Source organism: Shewanella sp. W3-18-1 (assembly GCF_000015185.1).
Taxonomy (GTDB): Bacteria; Pseudomonadota; Gammaproteobacteria; order Enterobacterales; family Shewanellaceae; genus Shewanella; species Shewanella putrefaciens.
Map to the genome: position 1 here is coordinate 4,659,452 of NC_008750.1, position 21,907 is coordinate 4,681,358.

Sequence of the window (21,907 nt, forward strand, 5' to 3'; positions counted from 1 at the left end):
ACTAAGTAAAAACTTAGTTATTTCTTTTTGTTGGCTTTTTCGATGACTTCATCGATAGAACCAACCATATAGAACGCTTGTTCTGGCAGATGATCAAACTCACCATTCAGAATACCCTTAAAGCCACGGATAGTGTCTTTAAGAGAAACGTACTTACCAGGAGAACCTGTAAAGACTTCTGCTACGAAGAAAGGCTGAGACAAGAAACGCTCAATCTTACGAGCACGGAATACAGTGGTCTTGTCATCATCTGACAATTCATCCATACCCAAAATCGCAATAATGTCTTTCAGCTCTTTGTAACGTTGCAATACCGTTTGTACACCGTTAGCAACATCATAATGCTCTTGGCCAACAACCAATGGATCTAATTGACGTGAAGTCGAATCCAATGGGTCAACCGCTGGGTAAATACCCAGAGAAGCAATTTGACGAGACAGTACAACAGTCGCATCTAAGTGAGCGAAGGTTGTTGCTGGTGATGGGTCAGTCAAGTCATCCGCTGGTACGTATACCGCTTGTACAGAGGTAATAGAACCCGTCTTAGTTGAAGTAATACGCTCTTGCAGAACGCCCATTTCTTCAGCCAATGTTGGTTGATAACCTACCGCAGAAGGCATACGACCTAACAGTGCAGATACTTCAGTACCGGCTAAGGTATAACGGTAGATGTTGTCAACGAACAACAATACGTCACGACCTTCGTCACGGAACTTCTCAGCCATTGTCAGACCTGACAGTGCTACGCGTAAACGGTTTCCTGGTGGCTCGTTCATCTGACCATAAACCATGGCCACTTTGTCGAGAACGCCAGAATCTTTCATCTCGTAGTAGAAATCGTTACCTTCACGAGTACGTTCACCCACACCGGCGAACACAGAAAGACCCGAGTGAGCTTTAGCGATGTTGTTAATCAGTTCCATCATGTTAACTGTTTTACCAACACCCGCACCACCGAACAGACCTACTTTACCACCCTTAGCGAATGGACAAACAAGGTCAATAACCTTGATACCTGTCTCTAACAGTTCAGTAGTGTTCGATTGATCTTCATATGAAGGTGCTGCACGGTGAATAACATAACGCTCTTCTTCACCGATTGGACCCGCTTCATCAATAGGCTCACCTAATACGTTCATGATACGGCCAAGCGTGGCGGTACCAACAGGAACAGAAATAGGTGAACCTGAGTTAACAACCTCAAGACCACGACGCAGACCATCAGAAGAACCCATAGCGATAGTACGAACTACACCACCGCCTAGCTGTTGCTGAACTTCCAGCACCAAACCATTACAGGCGCCTTCACCTGTGATCTTCAGAGCGTCATATACCTGAGGTACGGCATCTTGCGGAAACTCTACGTCCACAACCGCGCCAATTACTTGGACAACAGTACCTGTGCTCATGATAAATCCTCTAAAACTTGTATTCGTTACCTAACCTAAACCGCAGAGGCACCTGAAACAATTTCCGACAGTTCCTGCGTAATAGCAGCCTGACGAGCCTTGTTATATACCAATTGCAAGTCGTTGATCAGCTCACCAGCGTTGTCCGTTGCCGCTTTCATCGCCACCATACGGGCAGCTTGTTCAGAGGCAATGTTTTCAACAACACCTTGATATACTTGTGATTCTATATAGCGAACCAACAGCGTATCCAAAAGTACTTTTGGATCAGGTTCGTAGATGTAATCCCAAGGATGTTTATTAGCCACTTCTTCTGATTTAGGCAAAGGTAGCAGCTGCTCGATCACAGGAGCCTGAGTCATAGTGTTAACAAATTTATTAAACACAATAAACAGACGATCCAGTTTGCCTTCGTTGTAAGCTTTAAGCATCACACGCACTGTTCCGATCAGATCAGCGATGCTAGGAGCATCACCTAAACCTGATGCATGAGCAGGCATAGTGCCACCGAAGCTTTTGAAAAACTGCACACTACGAGCGCCAATTGGGCAAAATTCAACTTCTGCACCTTGCTCTTTCCAGTTTTTCAGATCTAAAAGAACCTTTTTAAATAGGTTAACGTTTAGACCACCACAAAGGCCACGGTCGGTTGCGACAACAATGTAACCAACCCGCTTAGCCTCTCGCACCTCTAAATAGGGGTGTTTGTATTCGAGAGAACCTTGCGCAACGTGACCGATCACCTTACGCATGCTTTCCGCATATGGACGGCTCGCAGCCATACGTTCCTGCGCTCTGCGCATTTTGCTGGCTGCCACCATTTCCATGGCGGACGTGATCTTTTGAGTGTTTTTAACACTCGCGATCTTGGTTTTAATCTCTTTAGCGCCGGCCATCTCTACTCTCCAATCTGGACCTGAGGTGTCTTAAGACACCTCTATCATTGTTACCAGGTTTGGGTTGCTACGAACTTGTCGAGGCCAGCTTTTAATTCAGCTTCGATCTCAGCGTTATAATCGCCAGTTTCGTTAATAAGCTTCATTAAAGCAGCATGCTCGCTGTTCATGAACGAGAGCAGAGCGGCTTCGAAATCACCGACCTTCTTCAGCTCAACACTCTTCAGATAACCTTTTTCAGCTGCGAAAATAGACACAGACTGAGCGGCTACACTCATCGGAGCATATTGCTTTTGCTTCATCAGTTCGGTAACACGCACACCATGCTCTAGCTGAGCACGAGTTGCATCGTCAAGATCAGATGCAAACTGTGAGAACGCAGCAAGTTCACGATACTGTGCTAGTGCGGTACGAATACCACCAGACAGTTTCTTGATGATCTTAGTCTGAGCCGCACCACCAACACGAGAAACAGAAATACCTGGGTTAACTGCAGGACGTAGGCCTGAGTTAAACAGATCAGTCTCAAGGAAGATCTGACCGTCTGTAATAGAAATTACGTTGGTCGGTACGAATGCAGATACGTCACCCGCTTGAGTTTCAATAATTGGCAACGCGGTTAAAGAACCGGTTTTGCCCGTTACTGCACCTTTAGTGAACTTTTCTACATAGATTTCGTTTACACGTGAAGCACGTTCAAGTAAACGAGAGTGTAGATAGAATACGTCACCAGGGTAAGCTTCACGACCAGGTGGGCGCTTCAGTAGTAACGAGATCTGACGGTAAGCAACAGCTTGCTTAGACAGGTCATCGTATACGATCAAAGCATCTTCACCGCGATCACGGAAGTATTCACCCATAGAACAACCAGAATATGGTGCTAAGAATTGCAGCGCTGCAGCTTCAGAAGCCGTTGCAACCACAACAATAGTATTAGCTAACGCACCATGTTCTTCTAGCTTGCGCACTACGTTGGCGATAGTAGAGGCTTTTTGGCCAATCGCAACGTACACACACTTAATGCCAGAATCTTTTTGGTTGATAATTGCATCGATCGCCATCGCTGTTTTACCAGTTTGACGGTCACCGATGATCAATTCACGTTGACCACGACCGATAGGGATCATAGCGTCAACGGCTTTATAACCCGTTTGAACAGGTTGTGATACTGATTGGCGCTCAATAACACCAGGTGCAATCACTTCAACAGGAGAGAAACCATCGTTATCGATAGGTCCTTTACCGTCAATTGGCTCACCCAGAGTGTTAACGACACGGCCTAGCAAACCACGGCCTACTGGAACTTCCAGAATACGGCCAGTCGTTTTAACTTTTACGCCTTCTGCTAAATCAGCATAAGGACCCATTACTACGGCACCGACAGAATCACGTTCAAGGTTCAACGCGATTGCAAAACGGTTACCAGGCAGTTCGATCATTTCACCTTGCATCACATCGGCTAGGCCGTGGATGCGGATGATGCCGTCACTTACCGCAACGATAGTACCTTCGTTACGAGATTCGCTAACGACTTCGAACTGCTCGATCCGCTGCTTAATCAGATCGCTGATTTCAGTGGAATTCAGTTGCATGCTCAAACTCCCAATTACGACTGCAGCGTATCAGACAGGCGCGATAATTTACCGCGGACCGAGCCATCAATGACCAGATCACCCACCTGAATAATTGCACCGGCGATAAGCGCGGTGTCCGTGCTGCAATTCAGCTTAACTTTGCGTGCGAGACGTTTCTCTAGAGAAACACTAATATGCTGCTGTTGTTCTAAGCTAAGCTCAGTTGCCGAAACCACATTAGCTTCAACTTCTTTTGCCCACTCATTACGGAAATCTGAAAATAATTTCGATACCGTAGGTAGAACACTCAAGCGACCGTTTTCAGCCATTACCTTTATCAAGTTTTGACCTTGCTTATTGATTTGCTCACCACACACATTAATAAAAAGTGCAGCAAGTTTTGTATTGGCTAAAGCGCCATTAAGCAGGGGCTGCATGGTTTCGTTTTCACTTACCAGCGCGGCAAACGTGAGCATTTCAGCCCAGTTATCCACTGCATTGTGTTCAATAGCAAAGTCAAAAGCTGCTTTTGCGTAAGGGCGAGCGATGGTAGTTAATTCAGCCATGACTCTACTCCCTTATCAAATTTCAGCGACTAGTTTATCAACTATGTCACTGTGGGCGGCTTGATCAATCGAACGCTCAAGAATTCTTTCTGCACCTAAAACAGCCAGAGCAGCTACTTGCTTACGCAAGTCATCTTTTACGCGACTACGTTCATTCTCAATTTCAGCTTTACCCTGAGCGATAATTTTTGCACGCTCAGCATCGGCTTCAGCTTTTGCTTCTTCGACTATTTGAGCTTTGCGTTTATTCGCTTGCTCAATAATTTCGTTAGCAGTTACCTTGGCTTCTTTTAGTTGCTCGGTTGCTTTCGCTTGTGCCAATTCAAGATCTTTTGCTGCACGACCAGCATCAGCTAGACCATCAGCAATTTTCTTCTGGCGCTCTTCGATTGCATTCATCAACGGTGGCCACACAAATTTAATGCAGAACCACACGAACAGCGCAAAAGAAATTGCCTGGCCTAGCAGGGTAGCGTTAATACTCATAACGACAACTCCTTACAGGGTGCAAAATTAGCCAAGTTGAGCTAAGAATGGGTTAGCAAATACGAAGAATAGTGCAACACCCACTGCGATCATAGAAATCGCATCGAGCAGACCAGCAACGATAAACATTTTAATTTGTAAAGCTGGAGCCAATTCAGGTTGACGAGCTGAAGCTTCTAAGAATTTACCACCTAAGATAGCAAAACCAATAGCAGTACCTAGTGCAGCTAAACCAATCATGATAGCAACAGCGATTGCCGTAAAACTAATTACCGTTTCCATGTTATCTCCAATTTATATCAAATTTTTTAATAAAATTAATGTTCTTCATGCGCCATGCTTAGGTAAACAATCGTAAGCATCATGAAAATAAAGGCCTGTAACACAATGATCAAAATGTGGAAAATTGCCCAAGGCACAGAAAGTGCGAACTGAGCCCACCAAGGCATTAGTGCTATCAGAATAAAGATCAACTCACCCGCATACAGGTTACCAAACAGACGAAGCGCTAAAGAAATAGGCTTCGCAATCAAGGTTACTGATTCCAAAATAAAGTTTACAGGAATCAATGACCAATGATTGAAAGGTTGCAAGGTTAGCTCCTTAGTGAAGCCACCAATTCCCTTAGCTTTAATGCTGTAGAAAACAATCAACACAAATACACTCAAAGATAAACCGAGAGTGACATTGAGGTCAGTTGTTGGCACAACTTTTAGATAAGGAACACCTAAAAATCTGTTTGCAGCTTCGGGAATAAAATCAACAGGTATTAGATCCATGAAATTCATCAGGAAAACCCAAATGAAAATCGTAAGAGCTAATGGTGCGATGACAACATTTTTACCATGAAATGATTCTTTTGCTATCTTATCAACACCTTCCACGCACATTTCAACAAAACATTGAAGTTTACCTGGAACACCAGCCGTTGCTTTTTGTCCTGTTTTATAAAACAACCATAAAAACAGAACCCCAAGGCCTACTGAAAATAAAAGTGAGTCAATGTGCCAAGTCCAAAATCCAGCATCTTGACATGCATGATTAAAAGCAACTCCACCATCAGTAGAGCACATTTTCGCATTAGTCAGGTGATGCTGGATGTACTCAGAAGCATTTAAGGCTTCACCAGTTGTCGCCATGATTAATCTCACTTAATTTTGCTTGAAATATAAAGAGGCTGTAAAAGGTACTATGAGGCTTAATGCATAACAGACAAACAAAGATGTAAAATCTACATCTAACGTACTGAATACAAGTCCAAACAATACTATAGTTAACAGCAACTTTACCGCTTCCCCCAGGAAAAATGATTTAACAACTTTTCCCGATGAACTTGCCCCCATATGAGAGAAAGCAAAGGTTGCGAATACAAAATTAGGGAGTACAGCGATTGAACCACCTGCTAATGCAGAATAGCCAAACTGAACTCCCCACACAGCGAAAAAGAGAATTGAAGCACCCCCAGCGACCGCCGCCTGCATCAACACCAATTTATAGGCTGACCACTGGCCACGACGCGCTAAAACCTTACTCAATTCATCCTCTCCGCATTTATACTTTTTGTTTCGATGACCGGATGACAAATATCCGTATTTTTGTCGATGCACAAAAAGCTTGCGAAAGTATACCTTTTCACGCCTTCATTGCAACTTTGAGATAAGGAAAAACAACACTTTTAACGTGATATAGCGTCTAAACAGCCAAAATGTAAAATTAACATTTGTCACAAATTTACATTAAAAACTGTTAATCTACAGACCTTAATGAATTTTGCTAAGAATTCCGTCTAATTCAGCCAGATTCTGATAGTTAATTACAATTTTACCTTTGCCCTTACTGCTGTGAGCAATAGAAACTTTGGCACCTAATCTTTCAATTAACTGCTGCTCTAAACGACAAACATCTTGATCTTTAGTCGTAGTTTCGGCTTGTTTAGGCGGATTTAAGGTTTGGTTAATCAATCGTTCAGTTTCGCGAACGGTTAATTCCTTAGCTGCTACTAATCTTGCTAAATTTGTTTGTTCTTCACCCTCAATTGCTAACAAGGCGCGAGCATGACCCATATCGATATCGCCATACTCGAGTAAACGCTTTACTGGCTCATTTAAGCCATTTAAACGCAACAAATTAGATACACTCGCTCTGGATTTTCCCACAACATCGGCAACCTGTTGGTGAGTCAGTTCAAATTCTTGCATTAAACGTTGTAATGCAATGGCTTCTTCCATGGCATTAAGATCTTCTCGTTGAATATTTTCAATAAGAGCGATAGCAATTGCAGCTTCATCAGGCACTTGCTTAACAATACAAGGAATTTTATCAATACCAGCAAGTTGTGATGCGCGCCAGCGGCGTTCACCTGCAATGATCTCATATTGGGTATCATTCACTTGACGTACAACAATAGGCTGGATAATACCTTGATTACGTATGGAATGAGCTAACTCTTCTAATGCCTCAGGGGACATATCCTTACGCGGCTGATACTTCCCAGGCTGCAACAGGTCGAGATCAAGATGTATAAGTTCTTCATTTTTATCAATAACAGCCATTTCATCTGTGTGCTTTTTACTGGCAGCATGACTGTTACTCAGCAGGGCATCTAACCCTTTACCTAACCCTCTTTTCTTTAACGTCATGGTTATCCTTTACGCTTGCTTAGCCTGATTTTTCTGTTCTGAGCGGCGGATCATCTCACCTGCGAGTGCAAGATATGCCTTAGCACCTGCGCTGGATTTATCGTAATACATCGCTGGCGCGCCAAAACTTGGTGCTTCTGCCAGCCTCACATTACGAGGGATCACTGTGCGATATACTTTATCCCCAAAATGTTGTTTTAGCTGATCTGACACATCATTAGATAATCGATTACGGGGATCGTACATAGTGCGCAAAATCCCTTCTATACCCAAACCTGGATTAACAAAAGCGGCTAATTTGGTTATGGTATCGATAAGTGCAGTTAAGCCTTCGAGCGCAAAATATTCACACTGCATTGGCACTAGCACTGAATCTGCGGCAGACATCGCATTAACAGTCAGCATATTCAATGAAGGGGGACAATCGATGAAGATATAATCATATTGATCTTTTATCGGTGCCAAAGCATTACGTAAACGGATCTCACGGGCAAAAAACTCCATTAGTTTAATTTCAGCAGCCGTCACATCGCCATTACTGGCAATAAGATCATATTTACCCGCGGTATTTTTGACTACGATCTCATCAAATGGCTTATCTTCAACCAAGAGTTCATAAGCTGTATTTTCGACATCGTACTTATCGACACCACTGCCCATTGTGGCATTACCTTGTGGATCGAGATCTATCAGTAGCACTTTGCGTTTTGTTGCAGCTAATGAAGCAGCCAAGTTAACGCAAGTAGTTGTTTTTCCTACGCCACCTTTCTGGTTAGCCACGGCAATTACTTTACCCACAATATCACCCTGTATGTAAATTCTGGTTTATTGCCTACTTAAAAATCCACACAATAGGAGGACCTTTAAGCCTGTTATTCTTTGATAATCTTTAATAAATGACGCTGTTCATCGAGTTTTGGTACTTTAAGTTCGATGATTTCTTTAATAACAAATCCGCTGGGCATTTGTTGCAATTCTTCGTCGTTCAATTGGCCTTTTAACGCATAAAACAGCCCATTCTCAGCAGGTAAATGATGACACCAACTCAGCATATCTTGAATGGATGCAAAAGCGCGACTCAGTACACCATCAAATTGTTGTTCAGCTTGATAGGCTTCGACACGGCTTTCAACTGAACTGATATTGCGGATCCCTAATTCAAAGGCCACTTGTTTTTGAAAACGAATACGTTTTCCTAAGCTATCGAGCAACACAAAGGTTTTATTTGGATTCATAATCGCTAAAGGAATACCAGGTAAACCAGGGCCAGTACCAACATCGATAAAGCGTTCCCCCTGTAAATGCTTTGACACGACTAAGCTATCCATAATATGACGGACAAGCATAGCCTCAGGATCTCTCACAGATGTCAGATTGTAGGCTTTATTCCACTTGTTGAGCATGCCAACAAAATCAATTAGTTGTTTTTTCTGCTCCGCTGTAGCGGACAGATTAATTTCGGCTAAATAAGCCTCTAACTGGGCTGATAACACTAAGCAACCTCAACAAAAATACGATTATAAATTCGAAGGCTATTATGAAGCCCTGAAACGTCGAAGGGAAGCCTGAATGCTTCCCTTCTGCGACCAAACTATCGATTAAGCTAGCTTTTACGCGCTCTTACGTAATAAGCCACGCTTTTTAAGATGCACAAGTAAAATTGAAATTGCTGCTGGAGTGACTCCAGAGATCCTTGATGCTTGACCTATCGTTTCAGGTTTATGGCTATTCAATTTAGCGATAACTTCATTTGATAAACCAGGAACTTCTTTATAATCAAGGTGTAATGGTAAACCTGTGTTTTCATTACGTACGGCTTTATTAATCTCTTCTTGCTGACGCTGAATATAACCAGAGTATTTTACTTGGATTTGTACTTGTTCAGCGGCCAGTGGATCTTCAAGTCCTGGACCAAAACCTTCGATCTGCATCAACTTGCTGTAATCCATTTCTGGACGACGCAGTAATTCTTCAAATGACGCTTCGCGAGAGATCGGCGTATTCAAGTGTGGGTTTAATGCATGGATCAAAGGTGAATTTGGATGCACCCATTGAGCACGTAAACGTTGTAACTCAAGTTCAATCGACTCTAATTTTTCACTAAATGCCGCCCAGCGAATGTCATCCACTAAACCTAATTCACGACCTTTTGCCGTTAAGCGAATATCAGCGTTATCTTCACGGAGTAACAAACGGTATTCCGCACGGCTAGTAAACATGCGGTACGGTTCTTTGGTCCCTAGAGTCGATAGATCATCAACTAGCACCCCAAGATACGCTTCGTCACGGCGTGGGCACCAAGCATCTTTGCCCTGAACCTGCAATGAAGCGTTCATCCCTGCTAATAGGCCTTGAGCAGCAGCTTCTTCATATCCCGTTGTGCCATTAATTTGACCAGCGAAAAATAAACCATTGATCGTTTTTGTTTCTAATGAGTTTTTAAGATCTCGTGGATCAAAATAATCATATTCTATTGCATATCCTGGACGGACAATTTCTGCATTTTCCATCCCTTTGATTGAGCGAACTAAATTCAACTGTACATCAAAGGGGAGGCTGGTCGAAATCCCGTTAGGGTAGATTTCTGTCGTATTTAGCCCTTCTGGTTCGATAAAGATCTGATGTGAAGATTTATCTGAAAAACGATGAATTTTATCTTCAATTGAAGGGCAATAACGTGGACCAATACCTTCAATAACACCTGAATACATAGGACTTCTGTCTAAACCACCACGAATAATTTCATGGGTTTTTTCATTGGTATGGGTGATCCAGCAAGAAATTTGTTTAGGGTGATGGCTTACATCCCCCATAAATGACATTACGGGTAATGGAGAATCACCTTTTTGTTCTGCCATTTGCGAAAAATCAATAGTATTTGCATCAATACGTGGTGGAGTGCCGGTTTTTAAACGACCAACACGAATAGGTAATTCACGTAAACGATTTGCTAAGGCTATCGCAGGTGGATCGCCAGCACGACCTCCACTGTAGTTTTCTAGACCTATGTGGATTTTTCCGCTTAAAAATGTACCAGTTGTCAACACTATTGCTGGTGATTCAAAGGCTAAACCCATTTGAGTAACAACACCAACAACACGATCGTTTTCGACAATCAAATCATCTACAGCTTGTTGAAATATCCGTAAATTAGCTTGATTTTGCAGTATATTTTGGATTTTTTGACGATATAAAGCACGGTCAGCTTGAGCTCGTGTCGCTCTAACGGCGGGGCCTTTGCTTGAGTTTAAGGTACGAAATTGGATCCCAGCATAGTCGGTTGCGATCGCCATTGCACCGCCTAAAGCATCAATTTCTTTTACTAAATGACCTTTACCGATACCACCAATTGCTGGGTTACATGACATTTGTCCTAACGTATCAATATTATGCGTTAGTAATAATGTTTTTGAGCCCATTCTTGCAGCTGCTAATGCGGCTTCAGTTCCGGCATGACCACCACCAACAACAATAACATCAAACCGTTCATGAAAATGCATGACACAACCTTTAATAACTTAAGAGACTAAACACGAGCCGAGTATTTTAGCATTTGCTTTGAGCTAGGTGAATGATCATTTTACGTTGAAAGATCGAATTGATCCGGACTAATAGATCTTAAGATCTTTATATAGATCTTCTTATTATGTTTACTATTAGGATCGCAGTTTTCTGTGCATAAGCCTAATTAACTATATAAATCATAATATAACGAGATCGCGATCCTGTGATCTGCTAGCGATCTAACCTCATATAACATGGGGATAGATCGACTACTTATCCACAAGGAGGATCTTTAAGCTGATCCCTTTGTGAATAGCACAGAGGTTGATCAGATCTAAATAATAGCTTATCCACATATTTATACATTAAATGATTAATATGTGGATAAATATGATCTAAACTGTGTGTTATTCTGAATATAATCAAAATTTGATCTTAAATTATATCTTGCCATTGGCTTAACCATGCGAGGGCTGGGTCTTCTGGAACGGGATCTTGCTGTACATCGATCTGGATCTTATCCACAAATGCTTTTCCACCACAGCTTTCTATAGCGTAGATCAGTTTTTCTGGGCCTTGGCAGAATGTGTCATAACTTGAGTCACCAATAGCACATAAAGCAAATTGTATATGGCTAAGATCAGGGGTGTGGAGCATTATTTCAGAGCAAAATGGTTGAATATTGTCAGGTAGATCGCCTGCTCCATGGGTCGAACAAACGATGATCCAAAGATGTTTAGAATCTAATTCACTCAAATTAGGGGAGAGATAAAGGCTAACTTGATGCCCTAATGCTTCTAATTGAGACATCATTTCATCGGCAATATATTCACTGCCACCTAATGTTGTTCCTACTAATATTGCTATATTTGTCATTATTACAACTCTCTTGATCATTAAATATCTAGTATTTGATACTGTACTTGCTTAGGATTTTTCCGTTTTTTGGATAAATTTGGCACAGCTAACATCTGGTCTGTTAGTATTCTTTGCTGCATATTCTCGCTTTAAATTCATAACCTGACAGTTTTTATAACAATTATAATAGGACAATCGATGACAACTCCTGTTCATGCGCCACAGTGGCCACGTCAAATCCCTTACATTATTGCCAGTGAAGCTTGCGAGCGTTTCAGCTTTTACGGTATGAGAAATATTCTAACACCATTCCTTATGACGGCGCTGTTGCTGTCTATCCCTGAAGATCTTCGTGGGGCAGTCGCTAAGGATGTATTCCATTCATTTGTTATAGGGGTCTATTTTTTTCCGCTACTAGGAGGCTGGATTGCGGATCGTTTTTTCGGTAAGTACAACACGATTCTGTGGTTGAGTTTACTTTATTGTGTTGGTCATGCTTTTTTGGCCATCTTTGAACACAGTATTCAAGGGTTTTATACGGGATTATTTTTGATCGCATTAGGGTCGGGTGGTATTAAACCCTTAGTTTCTTCCTTTATGGGTGATCAGTTTGATCAAACGAACAAATCATTAGCACAAAAAGCGTTTGATATGTTTTATTTTACGATTAATTTTGGATCCTTTTTTGCCTCATTATCTATGCCGCTTCTATTAAAAAACTATGGGGCTGCTGTTGCATTTGGGATCCCAGGAATATTGATGTTCATCGCTACAGTATTCTTCTGGTTAGGTCGCAAGCGTTATGTGCATATGCCACCCGAACCTAAAAATCCCCATGGTTTCTTACCTGTTATTCGCACTGCATTACTGACTAAAGTGGCTGGCCAAGCGAATGTTGGGCTAGTTTTAGCGTTAATTGGGTGTATTTCTGCTGCCTATGCTTTAGTGAATATTCCAACACTGGGGATTGTTGCAGGTTTATGTAGTGCGCTTGTACTACTGATGGGATTCACGGGTGTTGGTGCTTCGTTGCAACTTGAGCGTGCCAGAGGGATACATCCTGATATTGCGGTTGATGGTGTGCGCTCGGTGTTACGTATTTTAGTGCTATTTGCTTTAGTTACGCCGTTTTGGTCCTTGTTTGATCAAAAGGCTTCAACTTGGATTTTGCAGGCCAATGATATGTCTAAACCTCAATGGTTTGAACCTGCGATGATGCAAGCATTGAATCCATTATTAGTCATGTTACTGATCCCATTTAATAATTTTGTGCTGTATCCAGCTATTGAGCGCATGGGGATAAAGTTAACTGCACTGCGTAAAATGGGGGCGGGTATCGCGATCACTGGTTTAAGTTGGATTGTGGTAGGGAGCATTCAATTAGTCATGGATGGAGGATCGGTGCTCTCTATTTTTTGGCAAATTTTACCTTATGCTCTTCTAACATTTGGCGAGGTATTAGTTTCTGCTACTGGATTAGAATTTGCCTATAGCCAAGCCCCAAAGGCTATGAAAGGTACTATTATGAGTTTTTGGACTTTGTCGGTTACTGTCGGTAACTTATGGGTATTACTTGCTAATGTTAGTGTAAAAAGTCCGGCGGTCACTGAACAAATAGCTCAAACAGGGATCAGCATTACTGCTTTTCAGATGTTTTTCTTCGCAGGTTTTGCCATCTTGGCGGCATTGATATTTGCGCTTTATGCTAGATCCTACCAGATGCAAGATCACTATCGCCAAGTTGAATCTTAATTTAGCTAATAAGTGGCAATATTCAGTTCTAGATATAAAAATATTTATTATTGTTTGGTTGCGCCACTACATGATAGTAGTAAGCCAGCCGTTGTTAGGGCTAGCTTACTACTGTTCAGTGGGGATCGTAGGAGTCTTCACTCAGTATAGGTGTTTATCCTTTGGCCATTTTGGAATGATTACGTCTTCCTAGCCAGGCACTCAAGCGCTCTTGGGTGCCGATGACAAAGACAAAAAATGCCGGTACGAAGAATATTGCCAGCAAGGTGCCACTGAGCATGCCACCGAATACGCCTGTACCGATAGCATGCTGAGTTTCTGCGCTGGCGCCGCTCGCAAGCATTAAGGGTACCACTCCGAGAGTAAATGCCAGTGACGTCATCAGAATTGGACGCAGACGCAGGCGTGCAGCGGTCACTGCAGCATCTATCAGCGTATGGCCCTCGGCATGCAATTGGCGGGCGAACTCGACGATGAGGATAGCATTTTTTGCCGATAGACCGATGATGGTGATCATTCCTACCTTGAAGAACACATCGTTAGGCATATCACGCAATATTACTGCCGCTACCGCGCCCAGCAGACCCAGCGGCACTACTAGCATCACCGACAGTGGGATCGACCAGCTTTCGTACAACGCAGCGAGTACCAGAAATACCACTAGAGCGGACAGCAACATCAGCAATGGTGCCTGCGCCGCCGATTGGCGCTCTTGCAATGATGCCCCCGTCCACGCTACCGCGAACCCTTGCGGCAATTGCGCCACTAAGCGTTCCATCTCGGTCATCGCTGCGCCGCTGGAAACGCCGGCTGCAGCACCCCCGGAAATACGCATAGCAGGGAAGCCCTGAAAGCGCATCATTTGCTGCGGCGACTCTTTCCATTCAGCCGTCACTATTTCCCGTAGAGGCACCATGCCACCACTTGAATTACGCACGCGCAGGCTGAGCACGTCGTCCAATTGCATTCGTGCCGTAGCGTCGGCCTGCAGGATGACCTGCTGCATACGTCCATTATTAGGGAAATCATTGACATACAGTGATCCCATGGCCGCCGAAAGTGTGCTGCTGACCGCGGCGAAGGACAGACCCATAGCCTCGGCTTTTGACCGATTGATATTCAGGCTAATGCTCTCACCGGGCGGTAGGCCATCTGGGTAGACATCGCTGACCACCTCGCTCTGCGCAGCCAGTGCCAGCAATTGTGTCTGTGCAGCTATCAATGCAGCCTCGCCCCGGTTAGCTCTATCCTGCAGGAACAGAGTGAAACCGGAGGATGTGCCCAGCTCGTCGATGGCTGGCGGCATCAGGCTCATCACTGTGCCTTCAACGTTATCAGCCATAGCTTGCTGCGCCAGTGCCGCTTCTTCGGCAGCCGTAGCACCATTACGCTGATCCCAATCTTTGAGCATAGTGAAGGCCATGGCTGCATTGGGGCCGGAGCCTGCAAAGCTAAAGCCCAGCACTACCATATTTGCATCCAGCGTTGGGCGCGATGCGACGTGCGCCTCGTAGGCTTTGACCACATCCAGCGTGCGCTCGCTAGTAGCGCCTGTGGGTAATTGGATGGAGGTCATGAAATAGCCTTGATCCTCTTCTGGTAGAAAGGACGACGGCAATTGCCCAGCAGCGAGGATCAGCACCATGCAGAGTACGGCAAATGCCGCCATCATACGTCCACTGCGTCCAACCAATCGTGCTACGCGTTCACTGTAGCCAGCGGTGAGGTGTTCAAATCCACGGTTGAAGGTACCGAAGAAACCGCCTTTTTGATGGTGATCAGCACTGACTGGGCGCAGTAGCGTGGCGCATAGTGCTGGCGTTAGGGTCAGTGCGAGGAAGGCCGAAAACAGAATAGACACCGCCATCGACAAAGTGAATTGTTGATAGATAACTCCCACCGAGCCGCTACCGAAGGCCATGGGGATGAATACGGCGGTCAGCACTAGCGTGATACCGATCACCGCGCCGGTAATTTCCTTCATCGCCTGTGAGGTTGCCTCCCGCGGCGACAGTCCTTGGGTAGCCATCAGCCGTTCAACGTTTTCCACCACCACAATCGCATCGTCAACAATAATGCCAATGGCCAGCACCATGCCGAACATGGTCAGCGAGTTGATTGAGAAGCCAGCCAGTAACATCACCGCGAAGGTACCGAGTAGCGCTATGGGTGCGACGATAGCTGGTATAAGTGTGTAGCGCAGGTTCTGCAGGAACAGGAACATCACCATAAATACCAGCGCCATAGCTTCAAACAGGGTATAGATTACTTTTTCGATAGACACTTTGACGAAGGGAGCTGTATCGAATGGCACTGAGTAGTTCATGCCAGCTGGCATCATCGGCGCCAGTTCGGCTAGACGTTCACGTACCGCAGAAGCTGTGCGTACAGCGTTGGCTCCTGGCGAGAGCTGGATAGCAGCACTGGTCGCCGCCACACCATTTTCACGGTTAGAAAAACCATAGGACTGAGCGCCAAGCTCGACCCAAGCCACATCTGCGAGCACCAATTTTGCGCCATCGGCACCGGCACGTAGGACGATAGCAGCGAACTCCTCGGGCGTGCTGAGTTGTCCTTGCACTGTTAGGGGGACCGTCAGTCGTTGTCCCTGTAAGACAGGTTCATCACCGAGTCGCCCTGGGGCAATTTGTGCGTTTTGCTGCTCAATAGCGATAGCAAGGTCGTTCATTGTCAGGCTATAGGCGGTGAGTTTATTCGGGTCTACCCAGACGCGCATGGCTTGCTCGGCACCGAATAATTGCACGCGACCAACACCGTCGATTCGGCGCAGTTCCTCGACAATATTGCGTGCTAAATAGTCGTTTAGCGCGATTTCGTCGAATTGGCCGTTTGGAGATGTCATACCAATCATCATCAAAAAGCTTGAAGCGGCCGACTCAACCTGCAGACCGATCTGCCGTACAACTTGAGGTAGGCGTGGTTCGACAGCCTTAATACGATTTTGCACATCAACTTGGGCCATTTCCGCGTCAGTGCCTGGTTTGAAGGTAGCGGTTATTTGTGCACTGCCCGAGCTGTCCACCGATGATTCGAAGTACAGTAGGTTTTTTACCCCCGATAGTTCACGCTCGACAAGGCTTACTACAGAGTCATTAAGTGTCTGTGGCGTGGCTCCAGGATAAGCGGCATAAATGCTCACCGACACGGGTGCCACTGAGGGGTAGCGGGAGATGGGTAATTTTGGAATGGCGATGACGCCAATCAGTACGATAAATAAGGCTATCACCCAAGCAAATACTGGGCGGTTGATGAAAAACTGGGGCATGGCGACTTCTCCAAATTTAGCGCACGACGGCGCTAAGTTGCTGATTAGCAGTAGTAGGTTGCCAAGGGCGCGCGACGACCTGCGCCGCAGGGCTTAGGCGTTCGATGCCTTCAACAACTATCTGCTGACCAGCGCTTAGGCCGGATACTACGTGATAGTGACCTGCCACCAATTCATCGACCTTAACGGCCACAGGTTGCACTTTAGCTTGCTCATCAAGCACCCACACTTGGGGTTGACCAGCCTTGCGAGTCACTGCCTGCTGAGGCACGTTCAGCGTCGTAGGATAGTAAGTTTGTGGAATGCGAGCTTTTACGTAAAGACCGGGTAATAGACGATGCTGCGGGTTATCTACCAGTACGCGCAGCAGTACATCGCCAGTACCTGCATCTACTTGAATGCCGGAAAATAAGATATGCCCTTGCATGCCAAGAGGCTCGCCACTACTGCTAAGGATCTCAACAGCCAACTCCGGGGCTCCAGAGTTGGCCTGCTGACGCATCGCCTTCAACATTGATGCTGGCAAACGTACATCAACGTACACTTGGTCGATTTGTTGGATCCTCGCCATGGGTGTGGTATCGGTCGGTGAGACCAATGCACCTTCACTCACTAATGCTTCATCTATACGTCCGGAGATTGGTGCCTCGACGCTGGCAAACTGTAGATCTAACTGACGCCGTGCCAGCGTCGCTTTGGTTTGGGCTACATCCGCGGCAGCCTGATCGCGCTGGGAAATAGCATCGTCATACATTTGTTGGCTGACGGCCTCGGTTTGTATCAAAGAGGCCAAGCGATCGGCTTCTTGACGAGCCCGAACCCATACCGCTTCGGCACGCAGTAACGCTGCCGCAGCAATATCGACATCCGCTTTAAATGGTGCTGGATTTATTTGGAACAGCACAGTGCCAGATGTTATCTCGGCGCCCTGTTCGAAGAGGCGACCTTGCACTATGCCGCTAATTTGCGCGCGGATCTCAGCGCTGCGAACCGCAGCGACACGACCGGGCAGATCTTTAGTCACCAATAGTTCTTCATTTTTTAATGTCATTACTGACACTTGAACCGGAGCAGATGTTTCTTCATCCTGTACCGCTGAATCACAACCTACCAATCCCAACACGGCAATTCCTACAACTAATACAAAGCTTAAGTGCCGCTGTTTGATGTACATAATCTACTCTCCTCAATGTACAGCGATCTCACTAATGGCGTTTTATCAAACGCTAGAGAACTAATGCTGAATTATGACGAGTCACTATTGCGAATTATTCGAGACATTGTGGAGAATGTATGGAGGGGATGATAAAGTTCAGCCATTTTAATGTTGGGGCAATCCATGTCTAATCTCAATGCATCCGTAAGTTCTATGACTTCGGCACTGGTATTAATCGCAGAGGATGAAGCAGAGATTGCCGATATCCTTATCGCTTATTTGCAGCGTAGTGGGCTGCGAACTCAACACGCTATCGATGGTATCCAAGCGTTAGCCATGCACCAAACATTTAAGCCCGATCTATTATTGCTCGATGTACAGATGCCCAATCTCGATGGCTGGAATGTACTGAATGAAATTCGCTCCCGTGGTGACACGCCGGTGATCATGCTCACCGCGCTTGATCAGGATATCGATAAATTAATGGGGTTACGCCTCGGTGCTGACGACTACGTGGTTAAACCATTCAATCCCGCCGAGGTGGTGGCTAGGGTGCAGGCGGTACTGCGACGCGCCCGCACTAACACGCCTATAAATACCCAAATGTTGCGCGTCGGCCAGTTCCAAATCGACTTAGACAGCCACGAGGCTAGCGTAATCTGTAACGGTCAGCAGCAGGCACTGGATCTGACCTTGACCGAGTTCAAACTGCTCGCTTGCTTGATGCGTACACCGAAACGTGCTTTTAGCCGTGAGGAGCTGTTAATTAATTGCTTGCCTGAGGGCGATACTCAGGAACGCACTGTAGACAGCCATATAAGTAAGCTGCGTAAAAAACTTGAAGCCCTCGATATTCAAGGAGTGCCGCTCAGTGTCTGGGGGGTTGGCTATCGCTTTGGTGGTGAAGTATGAGGCAAACACCGGGTTTGCGCAGGCAAATTATCCAGTCCCTAGCGGTAATGACATTAGGCATCATTTTCCTGTCAGTGTTTGGCTCCTATGTATTCTATGCCATTGCAGTGGCCTACCTGCCAGGCAGTATATCTGAAACCTGGATGCCTTCTCAGATGGAAATGCTATGGATAGTTTGCACTATCATAGCCGCATTGGGGATGGCGCTATTTGTTGCCATTCGCCTGTCACGGCGCATTCTTACACCACTGAACTCTGTGGCATATAGCCTACGCGAAGTCGCCCAAGGCAAGCTCAACGCGCGTGCGCGAATGGACCAACATGCGATGGGGGAGACGGCGCAACTGGTGAGTGACTTTAATGCTATGGCCGAGCGCCTAGAGTATATGACTCGCGAACGGGAGTTTTGGAACGCGGCAATCGCTCACGAACTCCGTACCCCAGTCACCATTCTGCGTGGTCGGTTGCAGGGATTAGCGGAAGGTGTTTTTAGCCCCAGCAGTGAGCTCTTCGAGGGACTGTTACGCCAGGTTGAAGGCCTTAATCACCTGATCGAAGATTTACGAGTGCTGAGCCTTAATGACAGTGGTCATCTAGAGTTACAGCGGGATGAGGTCTGTTTAGCCGAGGAACTTAGTGCAGTGATTGAGACTTTCGCTGCGGTGTTAGACGCTAAGGGACTCATACTGAAGCAGGAACTCGATACAAGACTTAAAGTTTACTGTGATGCTATACGAATATGTCAGGCGCTGATGGCGCTGCTGGAAAATGCACGCCAGCATGCTGATCCTGGCACTTTGACTGTACGATTCTACCGCTCGGGGGCAAGCTGTTACCTCAGCGTAGAAGATGAAGGCCCCGGTATCCCTGATGAAGCTGCAAGCTACGTATTCGAAGCATTTCGCCGAGTCGATCCGTCTCGCTCTCGAAAAAGTGGTGGCAGTGGACTCGGTCTCGCAGTGGTTAAGACAATTGCTGAAGCTCACGGCGGCCACGTGGTTTGCCAGCCATCGGGCCATGGAGGAACAATATTCGTTCTTTCTTGGCCTGTTAAGGCAAGTTTAAAAGCCATTAAATCTACAATAAGGTAGCGTGCTTAGTTATTTCTATACGTATGATTCACGTTAGCAAGGGCTACATTGTGTAACTGTGTTAAATAATCTTTCTTTAAGGCTAGCTCTGTCCTTCAAGTTGATAATGTGCTTTGTTGAATCTAGAAAATTCAGATATTACAGGCCATTATCTATTAAGTCAGTGGGGTAAATAGTTTCTTTTTCCGTTCATTAACTATTTTGAAGTTTGTTTTTTTAGTGCAAGATATTGATTTTAAAATAATAAATTTACTAAACCTCTTGCGTTTTACGGCCTCCATGCGAATCTTTATAAAGCAGGAGGTAATCATTAATCCCATCGGACACTTAATTTTGAGACAGTATGGTCAATAAATTAAGAGGTCTATATGAGTCTGAAAAATCACATAAGAGTTATCCGCAGGCATTTAAAGATGAAGCCGTCTTGATGGTGCTAGAGCAAGGTTATCAGCGACGCGCTCACAAGGTGACGACACAGCGAAAACACTCAGATGCAGTGGCTGATAACCTGTTAAATATGAACTTTAATCCAGTATCGACTAATAAGATTTTGACGGTCGTCTAAACCATTTTTGGTTGATTCCATTTCCAGCAGACGCTTGGCACGAATGGCTTTTGCTTTTTGTAATGTGGTTTTGTTGTGTTCGCGCGCAACTGCGTTTTTTGGCTTGTTAGAGAGGAACAGGTTAACGTCTCATATGAGCATTTCTGAGCTCTTGAGCCGTAATAGTACACAGCCTGATGGGGCGCAGGCCATTCTTATCTGAATCTCGTTTATGTATGCTGATTTTCATTGGTTTTTCTCATCTTGTGCGCCATATGTGCTCCAGAATTTATCTTCGGAGCACACGTGGCGCAAGAATCGACAAAACCCTTCAAATCACATCCCACAAAATAAAATTATTTTAAAATCATAATGTTGTTTTGATTTGGTTTGATTCGTTTTACTATTTTACTTCCCGATACAGAAAGTAATTAATTTTTATAAATCAATTGATTATATGCTTTTTGGAGCAAATGCGGATCAAGATTTGCCAGCCTCTACACACATAACGTATTGATTATCTGAAGCTATTACTTTACTCGAACTCTCCCTGATCTTCATCCGGAACTATGTTCAGACCCAAGTGAAGTTGATTTGAGCTGTTCAGCCCGGCAATTTGCTTCAGCTCGTCAGGTGTTTCATCACTGAACGTCGCAAGGTAGTAGTAAGGATGGCCGTCATCACTGCTAACCAGGTCGTAATCAACGAAGTACTGCTCTACCTCTTCGAGCGTCCAGTGAACTTCTCCGGCAATAGCTATCAATAGATCTGTGTTGTCGTCAGGATGGTTGTGGCCCCGAGGTAGAACCGAAAGTTCCGCAGAGATGATCCCTTTATCCTTCCAGTTTCTCAGAATCCCAGACCACAAATTAGCTCGAAGATTTGAACTGGGTTGAAATCTAGACGCATTCCAATGAATGACATCTCGTTCACCGTTTTTCAAATGAAGAACGACCTGTGCTTTCTTGCGAGCTATCAGCTCATTTTTGAAAGCTGCTTCATCAGGAACAAAAGTTAGGGACGGTTTGCTTTCGCTGGACTTAGATCCGCTCTCCTCAACCAAATCGAGCAATCGCTCGATAACTCTCTCTGGCGTGTCGAACCCGACAGCCAACCCCTCCAATCTGCGGAACACGTCATCGGAAATACTTATTGTGACTGGCATCTTAATACCTCCATAGGTTTAATCATATATAGAACTATATATGATTTATTTCATAGATCAAGTTTTCTT

Annotated in this window: 20 protein-coding genes; 4 read left to right on the forward strand and 16 right to left on the reverse strand. The window is 45.0% G+C overall.

Going from position 1 to position 21,907, the window contains the following annotated elements; translation table 11 throughout:
• Positions 1-17: 17 nt before the first annotated feature.
• The 13 genes from atpD to mioC all read right to left on the reverse strand — a co-directional run bounded on the left by atpD (position 18) and on the right by mioC (position 11,950).
• Positions 18-1,409 (reverse strand): F0F1 ATP synthase subunit beta, encoded by a 1,392-nt coding sequence (gene atpD, locus SPUTW3181_RS21055; RefSeq protein ID WP_011791276.1) that lies wholly within the window; start codon positions 1,407-1,409, stop codon positions 18-20.
• Positions 1,410-1,444: 35 nt separating this feature from the next.
• A complete protein-coding gene (gene atpG / locus SPUTW3181_RS21060) occupies positions 1,445-2,305 on the reverse strand; it encodes a F0F1 ATP synthase subunit gamma (protein WP_011791277.1) in 861 nt (286 codons plus the stop codon).
• A gap of 50 nt (positions 2,306-2,355) precedes the next feature.
• Positions 2,356-3,897 (reverse strand): F0F1 ATP synthase subunit alpha, encoded by a 1,542-nt coding sequence (gene atpA / locus SPUTW3181_RS21065; protein ID WP_011791278.1) that lies wholly within the window; start codon positions 3,895-3,897, stop codon positions 2,356-2,358.
• A gap of 14 nt (positions 3,898-3,911) precedes the next feature.
• On the reverse strand, positions 3,912-4,445 hold the full coding sequence (gene atpH / locus SPUTW3181_RS21070) for a F0F1 ATP synthase subunit delta (RefSeq protein ID WP_011791279.1): 534 nt from the start codon (positions 4,443-4,445) through the stop codon (positions 3,912-3,914).
• 15 nt (positions 4,446-4,460) lie between these two features.
• Positions 4,461-4,931 (reverse strand): F0F1 ATP synthase subunit B, encoded by a 471-nt coding sequence (atpF, locus tag SPUTW3181_RS21075; protein WP_011791280.1) that lies wholly within the window; start codon positions 4,929-4,931, stop codon positions 4,461-4,463.
• Positions 4,932-4,958: 27 nt separating this feature from the next.
• Positions 4,959-5,213, reverse strand: a complete 255-nt coding sequence (atpE, locus tag SPUTW3181_RS21080; RefSeq protein ID WP_011791281.1) for a F0F1 ATP synthase subunit C — start codon at positions 5,211-5,213, stop codon at positions 4,959-4,961.
• A 35-nt stretch (positions 5,214-5,248) separates the two neighbouring features.
• Positions 5,249-6,070 carry a F0F1 ATP synthase subunit A gene (gene atpB, locus SPUTW3181_RS21085; protein ID WP_011791282.1) on the reverse strand — a complete coding sequence of 274 codons (822 nt, stop codon included), beginning with the start codon at positions 6,068-6,070 and terminating at the stop codon, positions 5,249-5,251.
• Between the two features lie 12 nt (positions 6,071-6,082).
• Positions 6,083-6,466 carry an ATP synthase subunit I gene (locus SPUTW3181_RS21090; protein ID WP_014611875.1) on the reverse strand — a complete coding sequence of 128 codons (384 nt, stop codon included), beginning with the start codon at positions 6,464-6,466 and terminating at the stop codon, positions 6,083-6,085.
• Positions 6,467-6,691: 225 nt separating this feature from the next.
• Positions 6,692-7,570, reverse strand: a complete 879-nt coding sequence (locus SPUTW3181_RS21095; protein WP_011791284.1) for a ParB/RepB/Spo0J family partition protein — start codon at positions 7,568-7,570, stop codon at positions 6,692-6,694.
• Between the two features lie 9 nt (positions 7,571-7,579).
• Positions 7,580-8,368 carry a ParA family protein gene (locus SPUTW3181_RS21100; protein WP_011791285.1) on the reverse strand — a complete coding sequence of 263 codons (789 nt, stop codon included), beginning with the start codon at positions 8,366-8,368 and terminating at the stop codon, positions 7,580-7,582.
• Positions 8,369-8,442: 74 nt separating this feature from the next.
• Positions 8,443-9,063: a 16S rRNA (guanine(527)-N(7))-methyltransferase RsmG gene (rsmG, locus tag SPUTW3181_RS21105; protein ID WP_011791286.1), complete on the reverse strand. Its 621-nt coding sequence runs from the start codon at positions 9,061-9,063 to the stop codon at positions 8,443-8,445.
• A gap of 117 nt (positions 9,064-9,180) precedes the next feature.
• The gene (mnmG, locus tag SPUTW3181_RS21110) at positions 9,181-11,070 is read right to left on the reverse strand and encodes a tRNA uridine-5-carboxymethylaminomethyl(34) synthesis enzyme MnmG (protein ID WP_011791287.1); all 1,890 of its coding nucleotides are present in this window, start codon (positions 11,068-11,070) and stop codon (positions 9,181-9,183) included.
• Positions 11,071-11,509: 439 nt separating this feature from the next.
• Positions 11,510-11,950, reverse strand: a complete 441-nt coding sequence (gene mioC / locus SPUTW3181_RS21115) for an FMN-binding protein MioC (protein WP_041408279.1) — start codon at positions 11,948-11,950, stop codon at positions 11,510-11,512.
• 180 nt (positions 11,951-12,130) lie between these two features.
• On the opposite strand from mioC, the gene SPUTW3181_RS21120 reads away from it, so the two are divergent.
• Positions 12,131-13,684: a POT family MFS transporter gene (locus SPUTW3181_RS21120; RefSeq protein ID WP_011791289.1), complete on the forward strand. Its 1,554-nt coding sequence runs from the start codon at positions 12,131-12,133 to the stop codon at positions 13,682-13,684.
• A 154-nt stretch (positions 13,685-13,838) separates the two neighbouring features.
• On the opposite strand, the gene SPUTW3181_RS21125 is transcribed toward SPUTW3181_RS21120, so the two are convergent.
• Positions 13,839-16,970, reverse strand: coding sequence for a multidrug efflux RND transporter permease subunit (locus SPUTW3181_RS21125; protein WP_011791290.1), 3,132 nt, complete (start codon positions 16,968-16,970; stop codon positions 13,839-13,841).
• Between the two features lie 16 nt (positions 16,971-16,986).
• Positions 16,987-18,144: an efflux RND transporter periplasmic adaptor subunit gene (locus SPUTW3181_RS21130; RefSeq protein ID WP_011791291.1), complete on the reverse strand. Its 1,158-nt coding sequence runs from the start codon at positions 18,142-18,144 to the stop codon at positions 16,987-16,989.
• Positions 18,145-18,309: 165 nt separating this feature from the next.
• On the opposite strand from SPUTW3181_RS21130, the gene SPUTW3181_RS21135 reads away from it, so the two are divergent.
• The 3 genes from SPUTW3181_RS21135 (at position 18,310) to SPUTW3181_RS22035 (ending at position 20,694) form a co-directional block, all read left to right on the forward strand.
• Positions 18,310-19,038 (forward strand): response regulator, encoded by a 729-nt coding sequence (locus SPUTW3181_RS21135; RefSeq protein ID WP_011791292.1) that lies wholly within the window; start codon positions 18,310-18,312, stop codon positions 19,036-19,038.
• The gene (locus SPUTW3181_RS21140) at positions 19,035-20,129 is read left to right on the forward strand and encodes an ATP-binding protein (RefSeq protein ID WP_011791293.1); all 1,095 of its coding nucleotides are present in this window, start codon (positions 19,035-19,037) and stop codon (positions 20,127-20,129) included. The genes SPUTW3181_RS21135 and SPUTW3181_RS21140 overlap by 4 nt, the downstream gene beginning before the upstream one ends.
• Positions 20,130-20,472: 343 nt before the next feature.
• A complete protein-coding gene (locus SPUTW3181_RS22035; protein ID WP_011791294.1) occupies positions 20,473-20,694 on the forward strand; it encodes a hypothetical protein in 222 nt (73 codons plus the stop codon).
• Positions 20,695-21,208: 514 nt separating this feature from the next.
• Here the strand turns inward: SPUTW3181_RS22035 and SPUTW3181_RS21150 are convergent.
• Positions 21,209-21,838 (reverse strand): hypothetical protein, encoded by a 630-nt coding sequence (locus SPUTW3181_RS21150; RefSeq protein ID WP_011791295.1) that lies wholly within the window; start codon positions 21,836-21,838, stop codon positions 21,209-21,211.
• Positions 21,839-21,907: the final 69 nt, after the last annotated feature.